The following is a 17,166-nucleotide window of genomic DNA, read 5'->3' on the forward strand; positions in this document are numbered from 1 at the left end:
CCTTCCATCTGGCTCTTGACCATGATGGCAGGCCATGTGCATGGCCTGCCGCATGACTGACGCAACTCCGCTTAAGCTTTTTAACTCGCTCACCCGCGAGATCGAACCGTTTCAGCCCGTCCATCCCGGCGAAGCCCGCGTCTATTCGTGCGGGCCAACGGTCTATAATTACCAGCATATCGGCAATATGCGCGCCTATGTTTTTGCCGATACGCTTGGTCGGACTTTGCAGCACAAGGGGCTGAAGCTCACCCATGTGATCAACATCACTGACGTAGGCCACCTTACTTCGGATGCGGATGAGGGTGAGGACAAGATGGAGAAAATGGCCGCGCGTGAGGGTAAGTCTGCATGGGACATTGCGCGGTTCTATCAAGAGGATTTTGAGCAAGACCTTGCCCGTTTGAACGTTCAGAAAAAGCAGCATCCGCGCGCCACCGAATATGTCGAAGAAATGATCGACTGGGGCAAGCGGATGGCGGATGATCACTGCTATGAGCTGGAAAGCGGCCTCTATTTCGATGTCGCTACTGTTGAGGATTACGGGCGCCTCGCACGCGCTGTGACGGAGGAAGGTGAGGGCCGGATCGAACGGCTTGAAGGTAAGCGCAATGCGGCTGACTTCGCGATTTGGCGCAAGACACCCGAAGGCGAATCGCGGCAAATGGAATGGGATAGCCCATGGGGGAAGGGCGCTCCGGGCTGGCATCTGGAATGCTCTGTCATGGGCGAAAAACTGCTTGGCTTCCCGTTTGATATTCACACCGGCGGCATCGACCACCGCGAGATTCACCACCCCAATGAGATCGCGCAGAACCAAGCGTTTTGCGGCTGTGGCGGTCTGAGCGAAGCGCAGAATTCGGGCGCTCGCATGTGGATGCACAACAACTTTTTGGTCGAACGATCAGGCAAGATGTCCAAGTCCTCTGGCGAATTTCTGCGGCTGCAATTGCTGATCGACAAAGGCTACCACCCGCTCGCCTATCGCCTGATGTGCCTGCAAGCGCATTATCGCAGCGAGCTGGAGTTTTCGTGGGAAGGGCTGGAGGCGGCTTTGACCCGGCTTAAACGGATGGTGATGGCTGCGGAGCGTTTGAAAGATGCGGTAAGCCAGCCGGAAGCAGAGCACCCCAAATTCGCAGGTGTACTCGCCAAATTCGACGAAGCGATCAGCGATGATCTGGGCACGCCCATCGCGTTGACGGCGCTTGAAGATGCACTTGGCGTCAAGAAAGTTGATGCCGGGATCAAGCGCGCTGTGGTCGAACATATGGACGCGGTGCTGGGCCTCGGCCTGTTTGACTTGACCCGCGAAGACTTGCGCCTGCGCCCAAGCTCGGCCGAAATCACCGAGGCGGAAATCGAAGACGCGCTCGCCGCCCGCAAGGCTGCTCGTGTGGAGAAAGACTTCGCCCGCTCTGATGCTATCCGCGATGAACTGGCGGCCAAGGGCGTCGATGTAATGGACGGTGATCCGCTGGGCTGGGATTGGAAACTGTCATGACAAAACCGCTCACTCTGGCCGTCTCAGGCCTAATCCGTCCGCTGCTTGAGCCGCAATTGCCTGATGATATCGACGTGCGCTGGTTCCTCACGCATGAGGAAGCACTCGAAGCCGTAAGAGGCGCGGAGATCGGTTGGTTCGACATGAATGAGAAGGACGCGATGGTGCAAGCACTCCACGCCGCGACCGATCTCAAATGGCTCAACTCAATCTATGCTGGCCTCGATTTCCTGCCGATGGATGTGCTGATTGAGCGCGGTATCACCGTCACCAATGGCGTTGGCATCAACGCAATCACAATCGCCGAATACACCGTCATGGGCATGCTCAACATCGCCAAGGGATACCGCGATGTGATGCGTGCAGCGGACCGGCGCGAGTGGCTGATGGACAGCCCCGGCAAGCGCGAGCTTGCGGGGTCAAAGGCGCTGCTCTTGGGCTTTGGGGCGATTGGCCAGCTGATCAAACCGCGATTGGAAGCGTTCGATGTGGATGTCACCGTCGTGCGCCGCAATCCCGCTGAGGGCGTTCTCACCCCCGACGAATGGCGCGGCAGATTGGGTGAATTTGATTGGGTGATCCTCGCCGTTCCATCCACTCCTGAAACAGAGAATATGATCGGCGCGGATGAGCTTGCCGCCATGAAATCAGATGCGGTTCTGGTCAACATTGCGCGCGGTGAAGTCGTGGACCAGCCGGCTCTGGTCGAGGCGCTTACGAAGAAGACAATCGGCGGCGCGTTCCTCGATGTGACAACGCCTGAACCTCTGCCCGAAGATCACCCACTATGGACGCTCGACAACGCGCATATCTCGATGCATTTGTCAGGCCGCGCACAGAACATGATGTTCATCCGATCCGCCACGCGTTTCCTTGAAAACCTCGCAAAGTACCGCGCAGGAGAACCGGTTGCGCCGATCTTTGATCCCAAACTGGGATACTAAGCGCGCCCAAACCCCGTTCGCACTTTCATTCTGGCGGATTCCTGCAATACTCCCCTCGCGTTATTCGCCATGCCCGTGGTTGCAATGAACGCATCTATTGGGGGGAATAGTGAAATGAGCGATACCAAAAAAGCATCCGACGTCTTTATCGACTGTCTGGAGGCAGAGGGCTGCGAATATATCTTTGGCGTGCCGGGAGAGGAAAACCTCGATTTCCTCGACTCGCTGGGTAAGTCCGACAAAATCAAACTGATCCTAACGCGCCACGAACAAGGTGCAGGGTTTATGGCCGCCACCTATGGCCGCCACACGGGTAAAACCGGCGTATGCGTCGCGACGCTCGGGCCGGGCGCGACCAACTTTGTGACCAGCGCTGCATACGCTCAGCTTGGCGGAATGCCGGTGCTGATGATCACCGGGCAAAAGCCGATCAAGAAATCCAAACAGGGCCGTTTCCAGATCGTCGATATCGTCTCCCTTATGGAGCCGGTGACGAAGTATTCGATCCAGATTGCTGCGGGCGACAACATCCCCAGCCGCGTGCGCGAAGCCTATCGCTTGGCTGAGGAGGAAAAGCCGGGTGCGACCCTGATTGAGCTCCCCGAAGATATCGCCGAAGAGCCCACCGAAGATTACAAGCCGCTTCCCAAAAGTGTTGCGCGTCGTCCTTCAGCTGAGACAAAAGCGGTTCGCGCGGCGGTCAAAGCAATCGAAGCAGCGAAGAACCCCGTTCTCGTCATTGGCGCAGGCGCCAACCGCAAATTGTGCGGGCGGATGCTAGAGCAATTCGTCGAGAAAACCGGCATCCCGTTCCTCACCACCCAAATGGGCAAAGGCGTGATTGACGAACGCCACCCCAAATTCCTGGGCTGCGCAGCGCTCTCTGCCGGGGACTTCGTGCACCGCGCTGTCGAAGCGTCAGACTGCATCATCAATGTCGGGCATGACGTGATCGAAAAGCCGCCCTTCTTCATGAAGGATAACGGCGTCACCGTGATCCACGTCTCCACCCGCACGGCAGAGGTTGATCCTGTCTACTTCCCTCAGGTCGAGGTCATCGGTGATATCGCCAATGCGATCTGGCAGATGAAGGAAGACGTCACACCCAATCGCAGTTGGAACTTCGACCACATGATCGCCTATCATCAGGCAGAGCTGGACCACACCGGCGCGCTGGCGGACGATACGCGTTTCCCGATCTTCCCGCCGCATCTGGTGAAGCAGGTGCGCGAATGTATGCCGCATGATGGTATCATCTGCCTTGATAACGGCGTCTACAAAATTTGGTTTGCTCGCGGATATACGGCGTATCTTCCAAACACAGTTCTGCTCGACAATGCGCTCGCGACAATGGGTGCTGGCCTGCCGTCTGCGATGATGAGCGCGATGCTCTATCCTGATCGTAAGGTGATGGCGATTTGCGGCGATGGCGGCTTTATGATGAACAGCCAAGAGCTGGAAACTGCGGTTCGTCTGGGCCTGAACCTGACTGTCCTGATCCTGCGCGATGACGCCTATGGCATGATCCGCTGGAAGCAGGCCAATATGGGTTTTGACGATTTCGGCCTGACATACGGCAACCCTGATTTCGTCAAATATGTCGAAAGCTATGGCGGCCACGGGCACCGCGTGGAAAGCAGCGAGCACCTCACGCAAGTGCTTGCCCATTGCCGCGACACGCCCGGGGTGCACCTGATTGATTGCCCGGTCGACTACACCGAAAACGATCAAATCTTGAACATCGATATTAAGGAACTCAGCGCGAAGCTCTGATTACCTGCAATAAAACCGGTTCAATACTCAAGATCGCCAAGGAAATGAGCATGCACGAAGTCGTCAACCCGTTCGACCGAAAGAAGATCGGGGAGGTTCCCACACACGATTGGGACCAAATCGATCGCTACCTCGCCAAGGCAGAGGCTTTGCACAAAGACCGCGATGGTTGGCTAAAGCCGCATGAGCGTGCCGATATCTTGCACAACGTGGTCGAGATCATGCGTGATCGCCGGGATCATCTCGCGATGCAGATCGCCAATGAGGGCGGCAAGCCTTTGGTCGATGCGCGGGTCGAAGCAGACCGTGCGATCAAGGGTGTCGAGCTGTGCATTGAAGATTTGGGCAACGTCCGAGGCACCGAAATACCGATGGGGCTGAGCGCATCTGGCGATGGTCGCATGGCGTGGACATCTCGCGAACCAATCGGTCCGGTGGTTGCGGTTTCGGCCTTTAATCACCCGCTCAATCTGATTGTGCATCAGGTCTGCCCGGCTGTTGCGACCGGCTGCCCGGTGATCGTGAAGCCTGCCAGCGACACCCCGCTATCATGCTTTGAATTCGTGTCGATCTTGCATCAGGCCGGACTGCCAGAGGATTGGGCGCGCGCGGTTCTTCCTTCCCGTGAGGCATCAGAGAAGATGGTGACCGATAACCGGGTCGCATTCTTCACCTTCATTGGATCCGCAGGCGTTGGCTGGGGGCTGCGTTCCAAGCTTTCTCCCGGTACGCGCTGCGCCTTGGAGCATGGCGGAGTTGCGCCTGTAATCGTCGATGAAAGCGCTGACCTCGATAAGGCGGTGCCAAGTCTAACCAAAGGCGGTTTCTACCACTCAGGCCAAGTGTGCGTTTCCGTGCAGCGTGTGTTCGCGCACAGTTCCATTGCAGGCGAATTGGCGGCGCGGCTCGCTAAGGCGGCCAAAGCACTCAAGGTTGGCAACGCGATTCATAAGGACGTTGAATGTGGTCCCTTGATCCGACCCAAGGAAGTCGACCGCGTGGCTGAATGGGTTGAGGAAGCGCGTGAGGGCGGCGCTGTTGTCCTGTGTGGCGGTGAAAAGCTCTCTGATACAACCTACGCACCGACCGTGCTGCTCGACCCGCCAGCGAACGCCACGATTTCGAAAAACGAAGTCTTTGGTCCAGTTGTCTGCGTGTACACTTATGAGAACGTGGATGATGCGATTGCGCAGGCCAATTCGCTCGACGTGGCGTTTCAGGCGGCGATTTTTACAAACGATTTGAGCGCCACGATGCACACTTATCGCAACATTGATGCGTCAGCGGTGATGGTGAACGACCATTCGGCATTCCGCGTTGATTGGATGCCATTTGCGGGGCTGAAGCATTCAGGTCACGGCGTGGGGGGGATACCCTATACGATGCACGAAATGACCATTGAGAAGATGATCGTGATCAACGCCTGATCGCGAGGTGGGCGGACCGATCGTGGTCCGCCTCCTGAGCCCCGGATAATCAAAGCGTGCGCACTACCGGTCTTCGAGCAGCAGCAGCACCGCTTTCACCACCATCCGCTCGTTTGAGCCGAAGCGGTGCTCCACCTCACCAATCGTCGCATCGGCGACCAATTGACCGGGAATTTTGAACTCGTGCTCGGGCAGATTGGTGATAAATTCCTCGCCCGCCAGCACTTCTTCCGCGCCATTGAAATCGAGCAGCAATTCATGCCGCGTGCCGGAAAAGGTGATCGAGCTCCACGGCTTTTCATCATGGCTCAGCAAATCCGCGCGCCCCTCTGCCAGCGCCAGAACGGCGTCACGCACGCGGTCTGAAATGGTGCGTCGGGGGCGATAGCGCCGCGCGGTTTGGAAAGATGCATTTTGCGGCGGCGCGGCGTCGGCAGACTTGGTTTCAAATGCTGGCAGAGTGTCGGCTGCGTTGGTGTCGGTATCAGCGGGGGCGGAGCTATCAAACAGCATGGGAGAAATCCTTCGTCGCGAGTGGGTTGCGCGCATTTTGCGCGATGAGCTTGGCTTGCGCTCGGCGGGCTTCGACTTCGAAATTTTCCATCCAGCGTAAGGTTCGCGCCTCGGTCTTGGCGCGGGGCACGCGGCCCATTCTCAGGTCGAGCACGAAGCGTGGATCATGCGCGGCGAGCCGACCGAATTTGGTGGCTGGCATTTCGTGGGTGCGCAGGAATTGTTCGACTTTGCGTATCAGCATGGGGTGTCCCCTTGTTTGGTCTGGACCGGGCGACTTGCTCGGTGTTCCTTAAATGTTCCATTCCATTTCCTACTTGTCTAGGAAATTTCCTATGCTATAGATTAAAAGTATGAGATCAGGTGCAGGAGATGGTTCGTTGGACGAGAGTAAGAATGCGCGGGAGCGGCTGCTCGAATTGTCAAAAGACCGCGGGGCCAGCCTTGCCAGCCTGTCCGAATTACTTGGGCGGAACCCCACCTATCTGCAGCAATTCATCAAGAAAGGCTCGCCCAAGAAACTGGAGGAAGGGGATCGCAAAACCCTCGCGCAGTTCTTTGGTGTGCCCGAAAGTGAGCTGGGTGGGTTAGGCGAAGGAAGCGTTCAGGAAAAATCCTATGGCGCACCGTCGCAACGGGATTGGGTCGATGTCTCGCGGCTCGATATCGGAGCGTCAGCCGGGGCGGGCACGGTGCCAGCGGGAGAGGGCGCGTTCGACGCATTCCGCTTCTCTCGGCGGTGGCTCGCGGAGCAGGGCCTGCAAGGCGCAAAGCTCTCGGCCATCACTGTGGAAGGCGATTCGATGGAGCCGCTGCTCAATGATGGGGACGAAATCCTGGTCGACCGCCGCGAACAACCTTTCCGCGACGGTGTGCATGTCGTGCGGCTGGGCGATACTTTGATGGTAAAGCGCGTGGCACGGGCTGGGGCAGGGCGGTACTCGCTGCTCAGCCAAAACTTGGCCTATCCGCCGGTTGATGTGAGCGGAGAGGAGATGCAGGTGATTGGCAGGGTTGTTTGGAAGGGGGGGCGGATTTAGCGCAGCTTTAGTTTGAAGCCTGTGTGCGAAGGCTTGAAGCCAAGACGCTGATAGAACCGATGTGCGTCCGCGCGTGTGGTGTCACTAGTCAATTGCACAAGGCCACAGCCATGCTGTCGGCACTCTTCAACTGCCCAAGTCATCATTTTACTGCCGTGGCCACGACTTTGATGCTTAGGGTCAATCCTTACTGCTTCGATCTGCCCGCGCCAAACACCTTGGCGAGAGACACCGGGAATGAAGCTCAGTTGAAAGCTTCCGATGCGCTCGCCTTCGAACTCGGCGACCAATAGGCGGTGATTGGGGTCAGCATTTATAGCATCAAAACCCGCGCGTTGATCGGCTGGATCACTTGCTCGAGCTGGATCACGGGATGCAGAGATCGCGTCACTCTCAATCAGCCCTACGATAAAGGGCAAGTCTTCTTCAGTTGCGTCTCTAATCACAATTTCGGTCATGCACTTGCTCTCTAGATTCAAGGGAGGCTGTCATGCTGGTTGCAATGTCTGATTTTGCGCGCCAAGTCATCAAGCATGACTGAACAACGCATGCCCCCCATGAAAGCCGCGATCTTGCCGGTTACGCCGTTGCAGCAAAACTGCTCGCTGATCTGGTGCACCAAGACGATGAAGGCAGCCCTGACTGATCCGGGCGGCGACCTGCACAAGCTGAAGGATGGTATCGCCAAGGCAGGCGTCACGCTTGAGAAGATCCTGATCACCCACGGACATCTCGATCATTGCGGGCAGGCGGGGATGCTGGCGGAGGAGTTGGGGGTTCCGATCGAGGGGCCGCACAAGGATGACCTCTTTTGGATTGAGCAGCTCGATAGCGACGGCGCGCGGTATGGGATGGAAGCGAAGAGCTTTACGCCGGATCGCTGGCTGGAGCAGGGCGATACAGTGACAGTGGGCGAACTCACGCTCGATGTGATCCACTGCCCCGGCCACACGCCCGGCCATGTCGTATTCGTACACGGACCAAGCAAGTTTGCGATTGTGGGCGACGTGCTGTTCCAAGGCTCAATCGGCCGCACCGACTTCCCGCGCGGTAATCATCAGGACTTGATTGACAGCATCACACAGCGCCTCTGGCCCCTGGGCGAAGACATCACCTTCATCCCCGGCCACGGCCCGACCAGCACTTTCGGACAAGAGCGCAAGACCAATGCGTTTGTCTCAGACTACGCGTTGAGCTGACACGGCTATGGAGGCTTCGCTCGTCTCAAGGGTTGTGTGGGCCTGCATTGCTGGGCTCGCCGCTTACGCAACAATACTTCTTAGCATTGAGGCGGGGTATTCGGTGCCCGTCAGGTGGGGATTGGTGGCAGGTGTCGTTATCGCGGTCGCGGGCCTACGCGCCGTCGTTTCGACCTATTTTGAGCGCAACGACGACGAGGGCTGACCGCTCGATTGCGGATCGTCTTTGGCTGCCTCGCTCAGCTCATGGCTCTCTTTCTTAAGCGGCCTTGAGACAGGGCACACCTCTTGCACATAGCCATTGAGCGTGTTGGTCAGGTTCTCGCGCACCAGTTTATAATGCACATATTGCCCACGCTTTTCGCTTTCGACGAGGCCGGCATTTTGCAGCACGGACAGGTGCTGGGAAACGGCTGGCTTGGAAATATCAAACCGCTCCGCAATCTGCCCGGCGGTCAGTTCCGCTTCGGAAAGATAGGCAAGGATTTTGCGGCGCACCGTTGAGGAGAGGGCTTCGAACACTTTCTGCATGAGGGGGTATATAAGCGCTTGCTTAATCACTTACCAGAGCGCATAGGTAATTAAGCCATGAGTTAATTACCTATGGAGTTAGATATGAGTTGCGCCCTAGACGCCCACGAAGCCAGAGATCGCTGCGAAGTGAACTGGATTGTCGACACGCCGGGTGCGGATTCGTCAAAGGGTAAGGTGCGATGGGACCCCGTTCACAGCGCCTGGAATGGCGGAATGCTGATCGCCTCGCTCGCGCTGATCCCGTTCTTCACGACACCTAGCGCGGTGGTGGTCGGCCTGACGCTTACAGGCGCGATGGTGCTGCTGGGCCACTCGGTCGGGTTTCACCGCTTGCTGATCCACGGCAGCTTCAAGACCACGCCGCTGCTCAGTAAGTTCCTGATCTGGTGCGGTACAATTGCGGGGATGAGCGGGCCGATCTGGATCGTGCGCACCCATGACCTTCGCGATTGGGCGCAAAGGCAGGATGATTGCCATGACTACCTCGCGCACCGTTCTTCCATGTTGAAAGATGCCTGGTGGCAGCTGCATTGCACGCTCAAATTGGATCACCCGCCGAGCTATGATCTCAGCAAGCTCGAGAACAGCCGCTTCATTCGCTGGCTAGAGCGCACTTGGATGCTTCAGCAATTGCCGATTGCCGCCGCGCTCTACGCAATGGGTGGCTGGCCATTCGTTGTGTGGGGCGTGTTTGTGCGCGTGACCCTGACCGTGCACGGCCACTGGTTTGTGGGCCATCTCGCCCATCGCCGCGGCCCGCAAAGCTGGCATGTGAAGGAAGCGGGCGTGCAGGCTCACGATGTGCCGTGGGCGGGCATCCCGACTATGGGAGAGGCCTGGCACAACAATCACCACGCTTACCCCGGCAGCGCGCGCATAGGTCTCAAACCCGGTCAAAGCGACTGGGGCTACCGTTTCATTCAAGTGCTAGAGCGGCTGGGCCTAGCATGGGACATCTGCCTGCCCGAGCAAATGCCGGGTCGCGAGCGTGAGCTTTTGGACGTGTCCAAAGAGACTAAAGCACGCCCGCCGCAACCAGCGCGGCGTAAATCCCAAGCCCAAGAAGCGTAAGCATCGACACAATCGTGCCCACCATGCGCCCTTTTGACAGCGCACCGCCATCCATGCCGAATCCGTGCGCGATCCGGGCGATGATGAACAGGCCGGCGACATAGGGGAGCCAAACGCCGCCTTTGCCCGCAATCTCAATCGCGGCGATCAGGAGCAAGACAAAGGGCGCATTCTCGACAAAATTGGAATGAGCGCGCATCCGGCGCACCAGTGGCTCACTGTCTTCATCACCCACAAAAATCTTCTCTTGCGTGCGCACTTGTCCGACGCGGATCATCAGCCAAACGTTGAGAATGGCGGCCGCGCCCACTGTCGCCAGCGTAATGGGAAGCAATAGTGTCATGAGTGATCCCTCTCCTGTTATTTTGTTGCCACCTGATTGCCGTGTGCTCACACCGCTTGCAAGAGCCGAATTTTCCGCTATAGCGCGCGGCTTCCCGCCACAATCGGCATGGACGCTTTCGCACTAAGGTTCGCCTTGTGCGCTCGGGTCTGTTGCCTTAAGGGCGTCTGTCGAAACATCCGGCGTAGGGTAAGCCCTCGCGCAAACACAGTTTATTTGAGGAATGGTGCCGCCATGGCTGTCCCAAAGAGAAAAGTATCCCCGCATCGTCGTGGCAATCGCCGCGCCCACGATTCGCTGAAAGTAGAAGCGTTCCAAGAATGCTCAAACTGCGGCGAGCTTAAGCGCCCGCACAATATGTGCTCTGCTTGCGGCTATTATAATGGCCGCGAAGTAATGGCGCCTAAGGGCCTTTGAGCCTTAAGTAGAGAAGGAACTGACGCATGACCCTCCCGCGTATCGCTGTTGATGCGATGGGCGGTGATGAGGGCGTGCGCGTGATGGTTGAAGGCGCAGCCCTTGCTCGCCGCGACCACGCGGATTTCCAATTCCTGCTTGTCGGTGATCAGACCCGGATTGAGGCAGCACTCGAAGCGCATCCGGGCATGAAGCAGGCCTCCGAAATCCTGCATTGCGATGATGTGATCAGCGGCGATGAACAGCCTTCGAAGGCTATCCGCCGCGCAAAGACCACTTCAATGGGCCTTGCGGTCAATGCCGTGAAGGAAGGGCGCGCAGGCGCTGCTGTGTCGGCTGGTAACACCGGCGCGCTGATGGCGATGAGCAAGATCGCGCTTCGCACCATGCCGGGAATTGACCGGCCCGCCTTGGCCGCTTTGCTGCCCACGCTTGAACAACATGACGTCGTGATGCTCGACCTCGGCGCAAATACCGAGGCCGATGCGCGCAATCTTGTGCAATTCGCGGTTATGGGCGCAGCTTACGCGCGGATCGTGAATGGTTTTGACAGCCCATCCGTGCGGCTCCTCAATATTGGCACCGAAGAGATTAAGGGCACAGACGCTCTGCGCGATGCGGCGGCTCGGCTAACTGATGCAACCGGCCTAGCGCTCAAATTCGATGGTTTCGTCGAATCGGACAAGATCAATCGGGGCGAAACCCATGTGGTTGTTACCGATGGTTTTTCCGGCAATATCGCTTTGAAGGCGATTGAGGGTTCTGCGCGGTTTGTGACGGACCTTTTGCGTCAGGCGTTCACCAGTTCGCTGCGTTCGAAGATCGGTTTTCTGGTCTCGCGCCCGGCGACCGAGCTGCTGAAGCACCACCTCGACCCCAACAATCACAATGGCGCGGTTTTCCTTGGCCTCAATGGTGTGGTCGTCAAAAGCCACGGCAGTGCCACGGCAAAGGGCGTAGCACATGCCGTTGCGGTGGCCGCGCGGCTGCTTGAAAACAACCTCACACAGCGCATTACGCAGGATCTGGCTGAATTGGGTGAGGATGCCCTTCGCAATAATGGCGGTCCCACCTCAGGTGCGGATTCGTGATTGGATCGCGCATTCTGGGATCGGGGTCAGCGCTCCCTCAGCGCGTCGTCACGAATGCAGAACTTGCCGCGAAGATCGATACGTCTGACGAATGGATTGTTGAGCGCACCGGTATCCGCCAGCGCTATGTTGCCGGCGATGATGAGACGACCTCGAGCCTCGCCACCGAAGCGGCTCGCAAGGCTATCGCCGATGCGGGACTGAAGCCCGGTGATATCGATTTGATCGTCCTGGCCACGGCCACACCCGACAACACGTTTCCCGCCACCGCGACAAAGGTTCAACACGCGCTTGGCTGCAATGGCTGCGTCGCATTCGATGTCGCAGCGGTGTGCTCGGGCTTTCTCTACGCGCTGACCACCGCCGATTCGCTGTTGAAAACTGGCACGGGCACCCGCGCTTTGGTGATCGGCGCAGAGACTTTTAGCAGAATTTTGGACTGGGAAGATCGCACCACATGCGTTCTATTTGGCGATGGAGCAGGGGCCATTGTGCTCGAAGCTCCGGCGGCTGACGCCGGCGCCGATCCAAGCGTTCCCGGAGTGCTCGCAAGTCGTCTACACGCGGACGGCGCACAGCATGACTTGCTCTATGTCGATGGCGGCCCCTCAACCACGCAAACGGTCGGCCACTTACGCATGAAAGGCCGCGAAGTGTTCCGCCACGCAGTCGTCAACCTTGCCACTGTACTGGGTGAAGTGATTGAAGAGGCTGGCATTTCAGCAACTGACATTGACTGGATCGTACCGCATCAGGCCAATGCCCGCATTCTTGATGCGACCGCGAAAAAGCTTGGAATTCCGCCGGAAAAAGTGATCGTCACAGTCGATCAGCACGCCAACACTTCCGCCGCTTCAGTCCCGCTTGCCTTTGACGTGGCGCGCCGCGATGGGCGCATAAAATCGGGCGATTTGGTGATGTTTGAGGCCATGGGTGGCGGCTTTACCTGGGGCGCAAGTTTGGTCCGTATTTGACATAATTTTGCGTGATCGACGCGACTTTTGGCAAATTTTGCAACTGACATTGCGGCGTTCACAAAATTTCCATACAGTAACACCAGAAACTAATGGGTCGCGAAGTTAGAGGGAGTTACACGCATGATGCGTTCGATGGGCACGCTGACCCGGGCCGATTTGGCTGAGACAATCAACCGTAAAATGGGCCTGAGCCGCGCAGAATCGCTCGAGCTGGTTGAAGCCATCCTCGACAAGATGACGGTTGCGCTCGAAAAGGGCGAGAATGTCAAAATCTCAGGTTTTGGAAGCTTTGTGCTGCGCGACAAGAATGAGCGTGTGGGCCGCAACCCCAAGACCGGTGTTGAGGTTCCGATCACATCACGCCGCGTCCTCACATTTCGCGCCAGCCAATTGCTGAAAGAGCGGATTGCGAAAGGCTAAACCGAAGGTCTCACATGGTCGAATTTAATGATGGCAAAGATCGCAGCGCTTTTCGCACAATTGGCGAGGTAAGCGATGCGCTTGGCATCAAGCCCCACGTTCTGCGCTATTGGGAGCAGCAATTTTCGTTGCTTCGCCCATTAAAGCGCAGCGGGGGACGCAGGCTTTATCGCCCAAGTGACGTTGAAATGGTTGAGGCGATCAACAGCCTCGTCAATGAAGAGGGCTACACGCTCAAAGGGGCTGAGGCGGTTTTGCGCTCCAACCCATCCGCAGGCGCTGATCGGCGCAAGGAAGACCGTCGATTGGGCGACCGCAGAGCGGATGGGGAAGACGATGGCGCACCCGCAGTCCCCACCATTGCTCCTGTTCAGAGCGCAGACGAGCTTGCAGCCAAAGCTGAGGCGATCTCGAAGCTTAAAGATATTCGAAAGCGGCTCGCCCGCGCGATTGAGGCGTAGGCTTCCGCTTACTCGGCGGCCATCAGTGCCGCTTCACCCAGATCCACACTGACGAGGCGCGAGACGCCTTTTTCAGCCATGGTGACACCAAACAGGCGGTGCATCCGGCTCATCGTGACCGCATTGTGGGTGACGATCAGATAGCGCGTATTGGTGGTGCGAACCATCGAATCGAGCAGATCACAGAACCGCTCAACATTGGCATCGTCCAGTGGCGCATCAACCTCATCAAGTACGCAGATCGGCGCAGGATTGGTGAGGAACAAAGCAAAGATCAGCGCGGTCGCGGTCAGCGCCTGCTCCCCGCCCGATAGCAGCGAGAGCGATTGCAGACGTTTGCCCGGAGGCTGAGCGTAAATTTCAAGGCCGGCTTCGAGCGGATCATCGCTATCGACCAATGCCAGATGCGCCTGACCCCCTTGGAACAGCCGAGTGAACAGGACGCGGAAATGGCCATCGACCTCTTCAAAAGCGGCGCGCAGACGCTCGCGTCCTTCGCGGTTCAGATTGCCGATTGAATTGCGCAGGCGGTTCACCGCTTCGGTAAGCTCTGCCTGTTCGTCCGCGCTCGCGCCGTGCTCTTCCTCGATCCGGGTCAGTTCGTCAGCGGCGACAAGGTTTACCGGACCAATCCGCTCGCGGCTGGCAGTGAGGCGGTCCATTTCTGCGGATTCCTCGCTGGCGGGTTTGACGTCGCCCTCGTCGAAATCGAACCGTTCGGAAAGGAGCGGGGGTGGGCATTGAAAACGCTCACCCGAAACGCGCGCCATTTCGCTGCGGCGTGCTTCCTCGTTTTCGGCGCGCGCGGCGAGGCCCGCACGGCCCTCTCGCGCGGTGGCCAAGGCTTCTTGCGCATGGGCAAGGACACGGTCGGCCTCGCTGCATTCCGCTTGGCATTGATCCATCGCTGCTTGCGCGGCTTCGAGTTCCTCAGTCAGGCGCTTGCGAACCGCATCACCCTGTTCGATCTCTGCGATCAGAGAGGCAGGCTTTGCCGCAATGACGGCGCGCTCTTCTTCGATTTCCTCTAGCCGACGACCAGCCTCTGCGACGCGCGCTGCGGCTTCGCCAGAGCGGGCTTTCCAATTTGCGTGATCGGCCTGTTGGGCCGCAAAGCGCTCTCGCGATACGGCAAGGCCCTGATCATGCGCGGCCAGCTCAGCCAGGGCAGCTTGAACGGCGGTCTTGGCCGCTTCATGCCTCGCTTGCGCTGCCTCAAGCGAGGCGCGCCCTGCATCGGGAGCAGGCAAAGCCGCACGGGCTTCATTTGCTGCAGTGAGTTCGGATTTGGCAGCGGTGAGCTGCTCGGCAAGATCGCCTTCAGACACGCTTAGTTCTTCGAGCCGTGCGGCAATCCGCTCCTTTGCTGCCTCTGCCTGATCGAGGCTGCGCAAGGCCGATCGCTCCGCTTCAACCGCGCCCGCAATCTCGCGTTCTTGCGCAATCAGAGCGGTTTGGAGGGCGGACAATTCCTCGCGCGCGCTGCGCTCACTGGTCTCAGCGCTCTCTGCCGCACCGCGTAGGTCAGGCAGCTGGGTTTCAAGCTCTGCCAGTCGGTTCGCCGCCTCCAGCCGGGCGGCTTCCGCAGAGCCTTCACCGCGCGCGACAAAGCCATCCCAGCGGCGCAAGTGCCCGGCGGTTGTGACGAGCCATTCGCCGGGGCCAAGCGTGCGGCCATCATCTTCGCTGGCGCAATGGACCAGCGCGAGGCGCGCGCGCAGTTCTTCGGGGCAATCGCGCACATGGGTCAGCAGGCTGTCGGCCACTTCGCTCGGTGCGTTAGAGCCGGTCCAAAACCGGCCATCGCTAGGTGCAGGTGGCGCGCCCAAGGGTGATTTGGCATCGCGCCCCAGCACTGCGGCAATCGCGCGCTCATACCCTTTGGCAACGCTGACCTTGTCGAGCGCTACGGGCAGGCCTTGGCTGTTCTTGTTGCGCTTTTCACGCGCATCGCGGTCACGAGCAAGGGCGGAATATTCGCGCTCTATCCCGGCGAGTTCAGCCTTTGCTGCACTGAATGCGGTCGCGGCCTCATCGCGAGCAGATTGCAAATCGCCCTTGCGCGTCTGATCACTTTCAAGCTTGGCGCGCAGCCGCGCAACTTCGCTCGCTGCCTCGTCTGCCGCCTCACGCGCGGCGATAACGGCGGCTTCCATATCTTGCGAGCCTTCCAGCTCAGCACGGGTTGCCGCGATCCGCTCTTCTTCGCGGGTCAGGCGCGACAGGCGTGCCTCGGCCTGCTCAATCGCGGCCTCGGCAACGCGCCATTCAGCCTCCACGCCCGCATGATCGGCGGTGGCTTTGGCGAGCGCGAGTTCCGCTTTGCGGCTGGCGGCTTCGGTTTTCTCTGATGCCTCAGCCAGCTTAGGCCGCGCGCTATCGGCCTCTTGCACTCTCGCCTCAGAGGCTTTGAGCTCGCTGGTGAGTTTTGCCAGAGCCTCCGCCGCATCACTGGTCAGCCGGTCTGCGGCAATCCGATCTTCTTCAAGCCGGGTCCGCTGGCGCTCCAGATCCGCTAACCGCGTTTCCGCTGCTTCAAGCTTTTCCGACAAAGCCGCCATGCGGTGGCCATGCGCACTTGCATCATCGCGGCGGTCAGCTAGCTCCTCGCGCGCTTCGGAAAGCTTCGCGGCAGCTTCAGCTTGCGCCTTTTGTGCCTCGTCCGTCTTGGCCTTCGCCTCAGTTACGCGGGCTTCTGCGCCTTCAGCAGCAGCGCGCGCTTCCTTGGCTGCATGAGCCGCGTCCCGCCAACGGGCAAAGACCAACCGCGCCTCTGCGTGCTGAATTTGCTCGGTCAGCTTGGTGTAGCGCTCGGCCTGCTTGGCCTGCCGCCGCAGTGAGGCAATTTGCGAATCCAGACCCGCCATTAGGTCCTCGAGCCGTTCGAGGTTTTTCTCGGTAGAGCGCAGTTTGCTCTCGGCATCTTTGCGCCGGACATGCAGGCCTGCGATCCCCGCCGCTTCCTCAAGCATCATGCGGCGCTCAGCAGGTTTGGCCGCGATCACCTGAGCAATTTTACCTTGGGAAACCAGCGCGGGAGAATGCGCGCCCGTCGCCGCATCGGCAAAGGTCAATGCGACATCTTTGGCGCGCACATCATTGCCGTTCACGCGGTAGGCGCTGCCTGCGCCGCGTTCGATCCGGCGGGTGACGACCAGCTCCTCGTCTTGGTCATCAGAAGCGTGCAGCACCACTTCGGCAAAGGCGCGGGCAGGGCGGCTATCGGTCCCTGCAAAGATCACATCCTCCATCCCGCCCGATCGCATCGATTTGGCGCTGGTTTCACCCATTACCCAGCGGATTGCCTCGAGAAGGTTGGATTTGCCGCAGCCATTGGGGCCGACAACACCGGTTAGGCCCGGTTCAATACGCAGTTCAGCCGGCTCGACAAAGCTCTTGAAACCAGAGAGTTTGAGGCGGCTGATCTGCATAAGGTTTTGGCTGTGTCCCGT

18 protein-coding genes are annotated in these 17,166 nt (G+C 58.8%); 12 read left to right on the plus strand and 6 right to left on the minus strand.

The genetic code is table 11. The features are described from left to right. Positions 1–52 precede the first annotated feature (52 nt). The 4 genes from cysS to AC0V6N_RS03200 all read left to right on the plus strand — a co-directional run bounded on the left by cysS (position 53) and on the right by AC0V6N_RS03200 (position 5,648). Entirely contained in the window at positions 53–1,504 is a 1,452-nt protein-coding gene (gene cysS / locus AC0V6N_RS03185; protein ID WP_486170146.1) for a cysteine--tRNA ligase, read from the plus strand. Continuing rightward, positions 1,501–2,448, plus strand: a complete 948-nt coding sequence (locus tag AC0V6N_RS03190) for a D-2-hydroxyacid dehydrogenase (RefSeq protein WP_486170147.1) — start codon at positions 1,501–1,503, stop codon at positions 2,446–2,448. Before cysS ends, AC0V6N_RS03190 begins: the two co-directional genes overlap by 4 nt. A gap of 114 nt (positions 2,449–2,562) precedes the next feature. After that, positions 2,563–4,221: an acetolactate synthase large subunit gene (locus AC0V6N_RS03195; RefSeq protein ID WP_486170148.1), complete on the plus strand. Its 1,659-nt coding sequence runs from the start codon at positions 2,563–2,565 to the stop codon at positions 4,219–4,221. 50 nt (positions 4,222–4,271) lie between these two features. After that, a complete protein-coding gene (locus tag AC0V6N_RS03200) occupies positions 4,272–5,648 on the plus strand; it encodes an aldehyde dehydrogenase family protein (RefSeq protein WP_486170149.1) in 1,377 nt (458 codons plus the stop codon). Between the two features lie 63 nt (positions 5,649–5,711). Here AC0V6N_RS03200 and AC0V6N_RS03205 read toward each other — a convergent pair whose 3' ends face one another. Both AC0V6N_RS03205 and AC0V6N_RS03210 read right to left on the minus strand, forming a co-directional pair. Next, on the minus strand, positions 5,712–6,161 hold the full coding sequence (locus AC0V6N_RS03205; protein WP_486170150.1) for a hypothetical protein: 450 nt from the start codon (positions 6,159–6,161) through the stop codon (positions 5,712–5,714). Next, positions 6,151–6,405, minus strand: a complete 255-nt coding sequence (locus AC0V6N_RS03210) for a hypothetical protein (RefSeq protein ID WP_486170151.1) — start codon at positions 6,403–6,405, stop codon at positions 6,151–6,153. The genes AC0V6N_RS03205 and AC0V6N_RS03210 overlap by 11 nt, the downstream gene beginning before the upstream one ends. A gap of 109 nt (positions 6,406–6,514) precedes the next feature. On the opposite strand from AC0V6N_RS03210, the gene AC0V6N_RS03215 reads away from it, so the two are divergent. Next, positions 6,515–7,201, plus strand: coding sequence for a S24 family peptidase (locus AC0V6N_RS03215; RefSeq protein WP_486170152.1), 687 nt, complete (start codon positions 6,515–6,517; stop codon positions 7,199–7,201). Here the strand turns inward: AC0V6N_RS03215 and AC0V6N_RS03220 are convergent. Then, the gene (locus AC0V6N_RS03220) at positions 7,198–7,659 is read right to left on the minus strand and encodes a GNAT family N-acetyltransferase (RefSeq protein ID WP_486170153.1); all 462 of its coding nucleotides are present in this window, start codon (positions 7,657–7,659) and stop codon (positions 7,198–7,200) included. The genes AC0V6N_RS03215 and AC0V6N_RS03220 overlap by 4 nt on opposite strands. A 99-nt stretch (positions 7,660–7,758) precedes the next feature. Here AC0V6N_RS03220 and AC0V6N_RS03225 point away from each other — a divergent pair, with 99 nt between their 5' ends. Further along, a complete protein-coding gene (locus tag AC0V6N_RS03225) occupies positions 7,759–8,400 on the plus strand; it encodes an MBL fold metallo-hydrolase (RefSeq protein WP_486172414.1) in 642 nt (213 codons plus the stop codon). Positions 8,401–8,574: 174 nt separating this feature from the next. On the opposite strand, the gene AC0V6N_RS03230 is transcribed toward AC0V6N_RS03225, so the two are convergent. Further along, the gene (locus tag AC0V6N_RS03230) at positions 8,575–8,931 is read right to left on the minus strand and encodes a metalloregulator ArsR/SmtB family transcription factor (RefSeq protein WP_486170154.1); all 357 of its coding nucleotides are present in this window, start codon (positions 8,929–8,931) and stop codon (positions 8,575–8,577) included. 84 nt (positions 8,932–9,015) lie between these two features. Between AC0V6N_RS03230 and AC0V6N_RS03235 the strand changes: the two genes are divergently transcribed. Further along, positions 9,016–10,005, plus strand: a complete 990-nt coding sequence (locus AC0V6N_RS03235) for an acyl-CoA desaturase (RefSeq protein ID WP_486170155.1) — start codon at positions 9,016–9,018, stop codon at positions 10,003–10,005. On the opposite strand, the gene AC0V6N_RS03240 is transcribed toward AC0V6N_RS03235, so the two are convergent. Continuing rightward, a complete protein-coding gene (locus tag AC0V6N_RS03240; RefSeq protein WP_486170156.1) occupies positions 9,950–10,348 on the minus strand; it encodes an MAPEG family protein in 399 nt (132 codons plus the stop codon). The two genes, AC0V6N_RS03235 and AC0V6N_RS03240, sit on opposite strands and share 56 nt — an antisense overlap. Before the next feature lie 234 nt (positions 10,349–10,582). Here AC0V6N_RS03240 and rpmF point away from each other — a divergent pair, with 234 nt between their 5' ends. The 5 genes from rpmF to AC0V6N_RS03265 all read left to right on the plus strand — a co-directional run bounded on the left by rpmF (position 10,583) and on the right by AC0V6N_RS03265 (position 13,714). Continuing rightward, a complete protein-coding gene (gene rpmF / locus AC0V6N_RS03245; RefSeq protein WP_486170157.1) occupies positions 10,583–10,765 on the plus strand; it encodes a 50S ribosomal protein L32 in 183 nt (60 codons plus the stop codon). Positions 10,766–10,791: 26 nt separating this feature from the next. Continuing rightward, a complete protein-coding gene (gene plsX, locus AC0V6N_RS03250; RefSeq protein WP_486170158.1) occupies positions 10,792–11,856 on the plus strand; it encodes a phosphate acyltransferase PlsX in 1,065 nt (354 codons plus the stop codon). Further along, the gene (locus tag AC0V6N_RS03255) at positions 11,853–12,830 is read left to right on the plus strand and encodes a beta-ketoacyl-ACP synthase III (RefSeq protein WP_486170159.1); all 978 of its coding nucleotides are present in this window, start codon (positions 11,853–11,855) and stop codon (positions 12,828–12,830) included. Before plsX ends, AC0V6N_RS03255 begins: the two co-directional genes overlap by 4 nt. Before the next feature lie 123 nt (positions 12,831–12,953). Next, a complete protein-coding gene (locus AC0V6N_RS03260; RefSeq protein WP_486170160.1) occupies positions 12,954–13,253 on the plus strand; it encodes an integration host factor subunit alpha in 300 nt (99 codons plus the stop codon). A gap of 14 nt (positions 13,254–13,267) precedes the next feature. Next, positions 13,268–13,714, plus strand: a complete 447-nt coding sequence (locus AC0V6N_RS03265; protein ID WP_486170161.1) for a MerR family transcriptional regulator — start codon at positions 13,268–13,270, stop codon at positions 13,712–13,714. A gap of 8 nt (positions 13,715–13,722) precedes the next feature. Here the strand turns inward: AC0V6N_RS03265 and AC0V6N_RS03270 are convergent, their stop codons facing one another. After that, a complete protein-coding gene (locus tag AC0V6N_RS03270; protein ID WP_486170162.1) occupies positions 13,723–17,145 on the minus strand; it encodes an AAA family ATPase in 3,423 nt (1,140 codons plus the stop codon). Between the last annotated feature and the right edge of the window lie 21 nt (positions 17,146–17,166).

Source organism: Erythrobacter sp. S57(2025) (assembly GCF_057365055.1).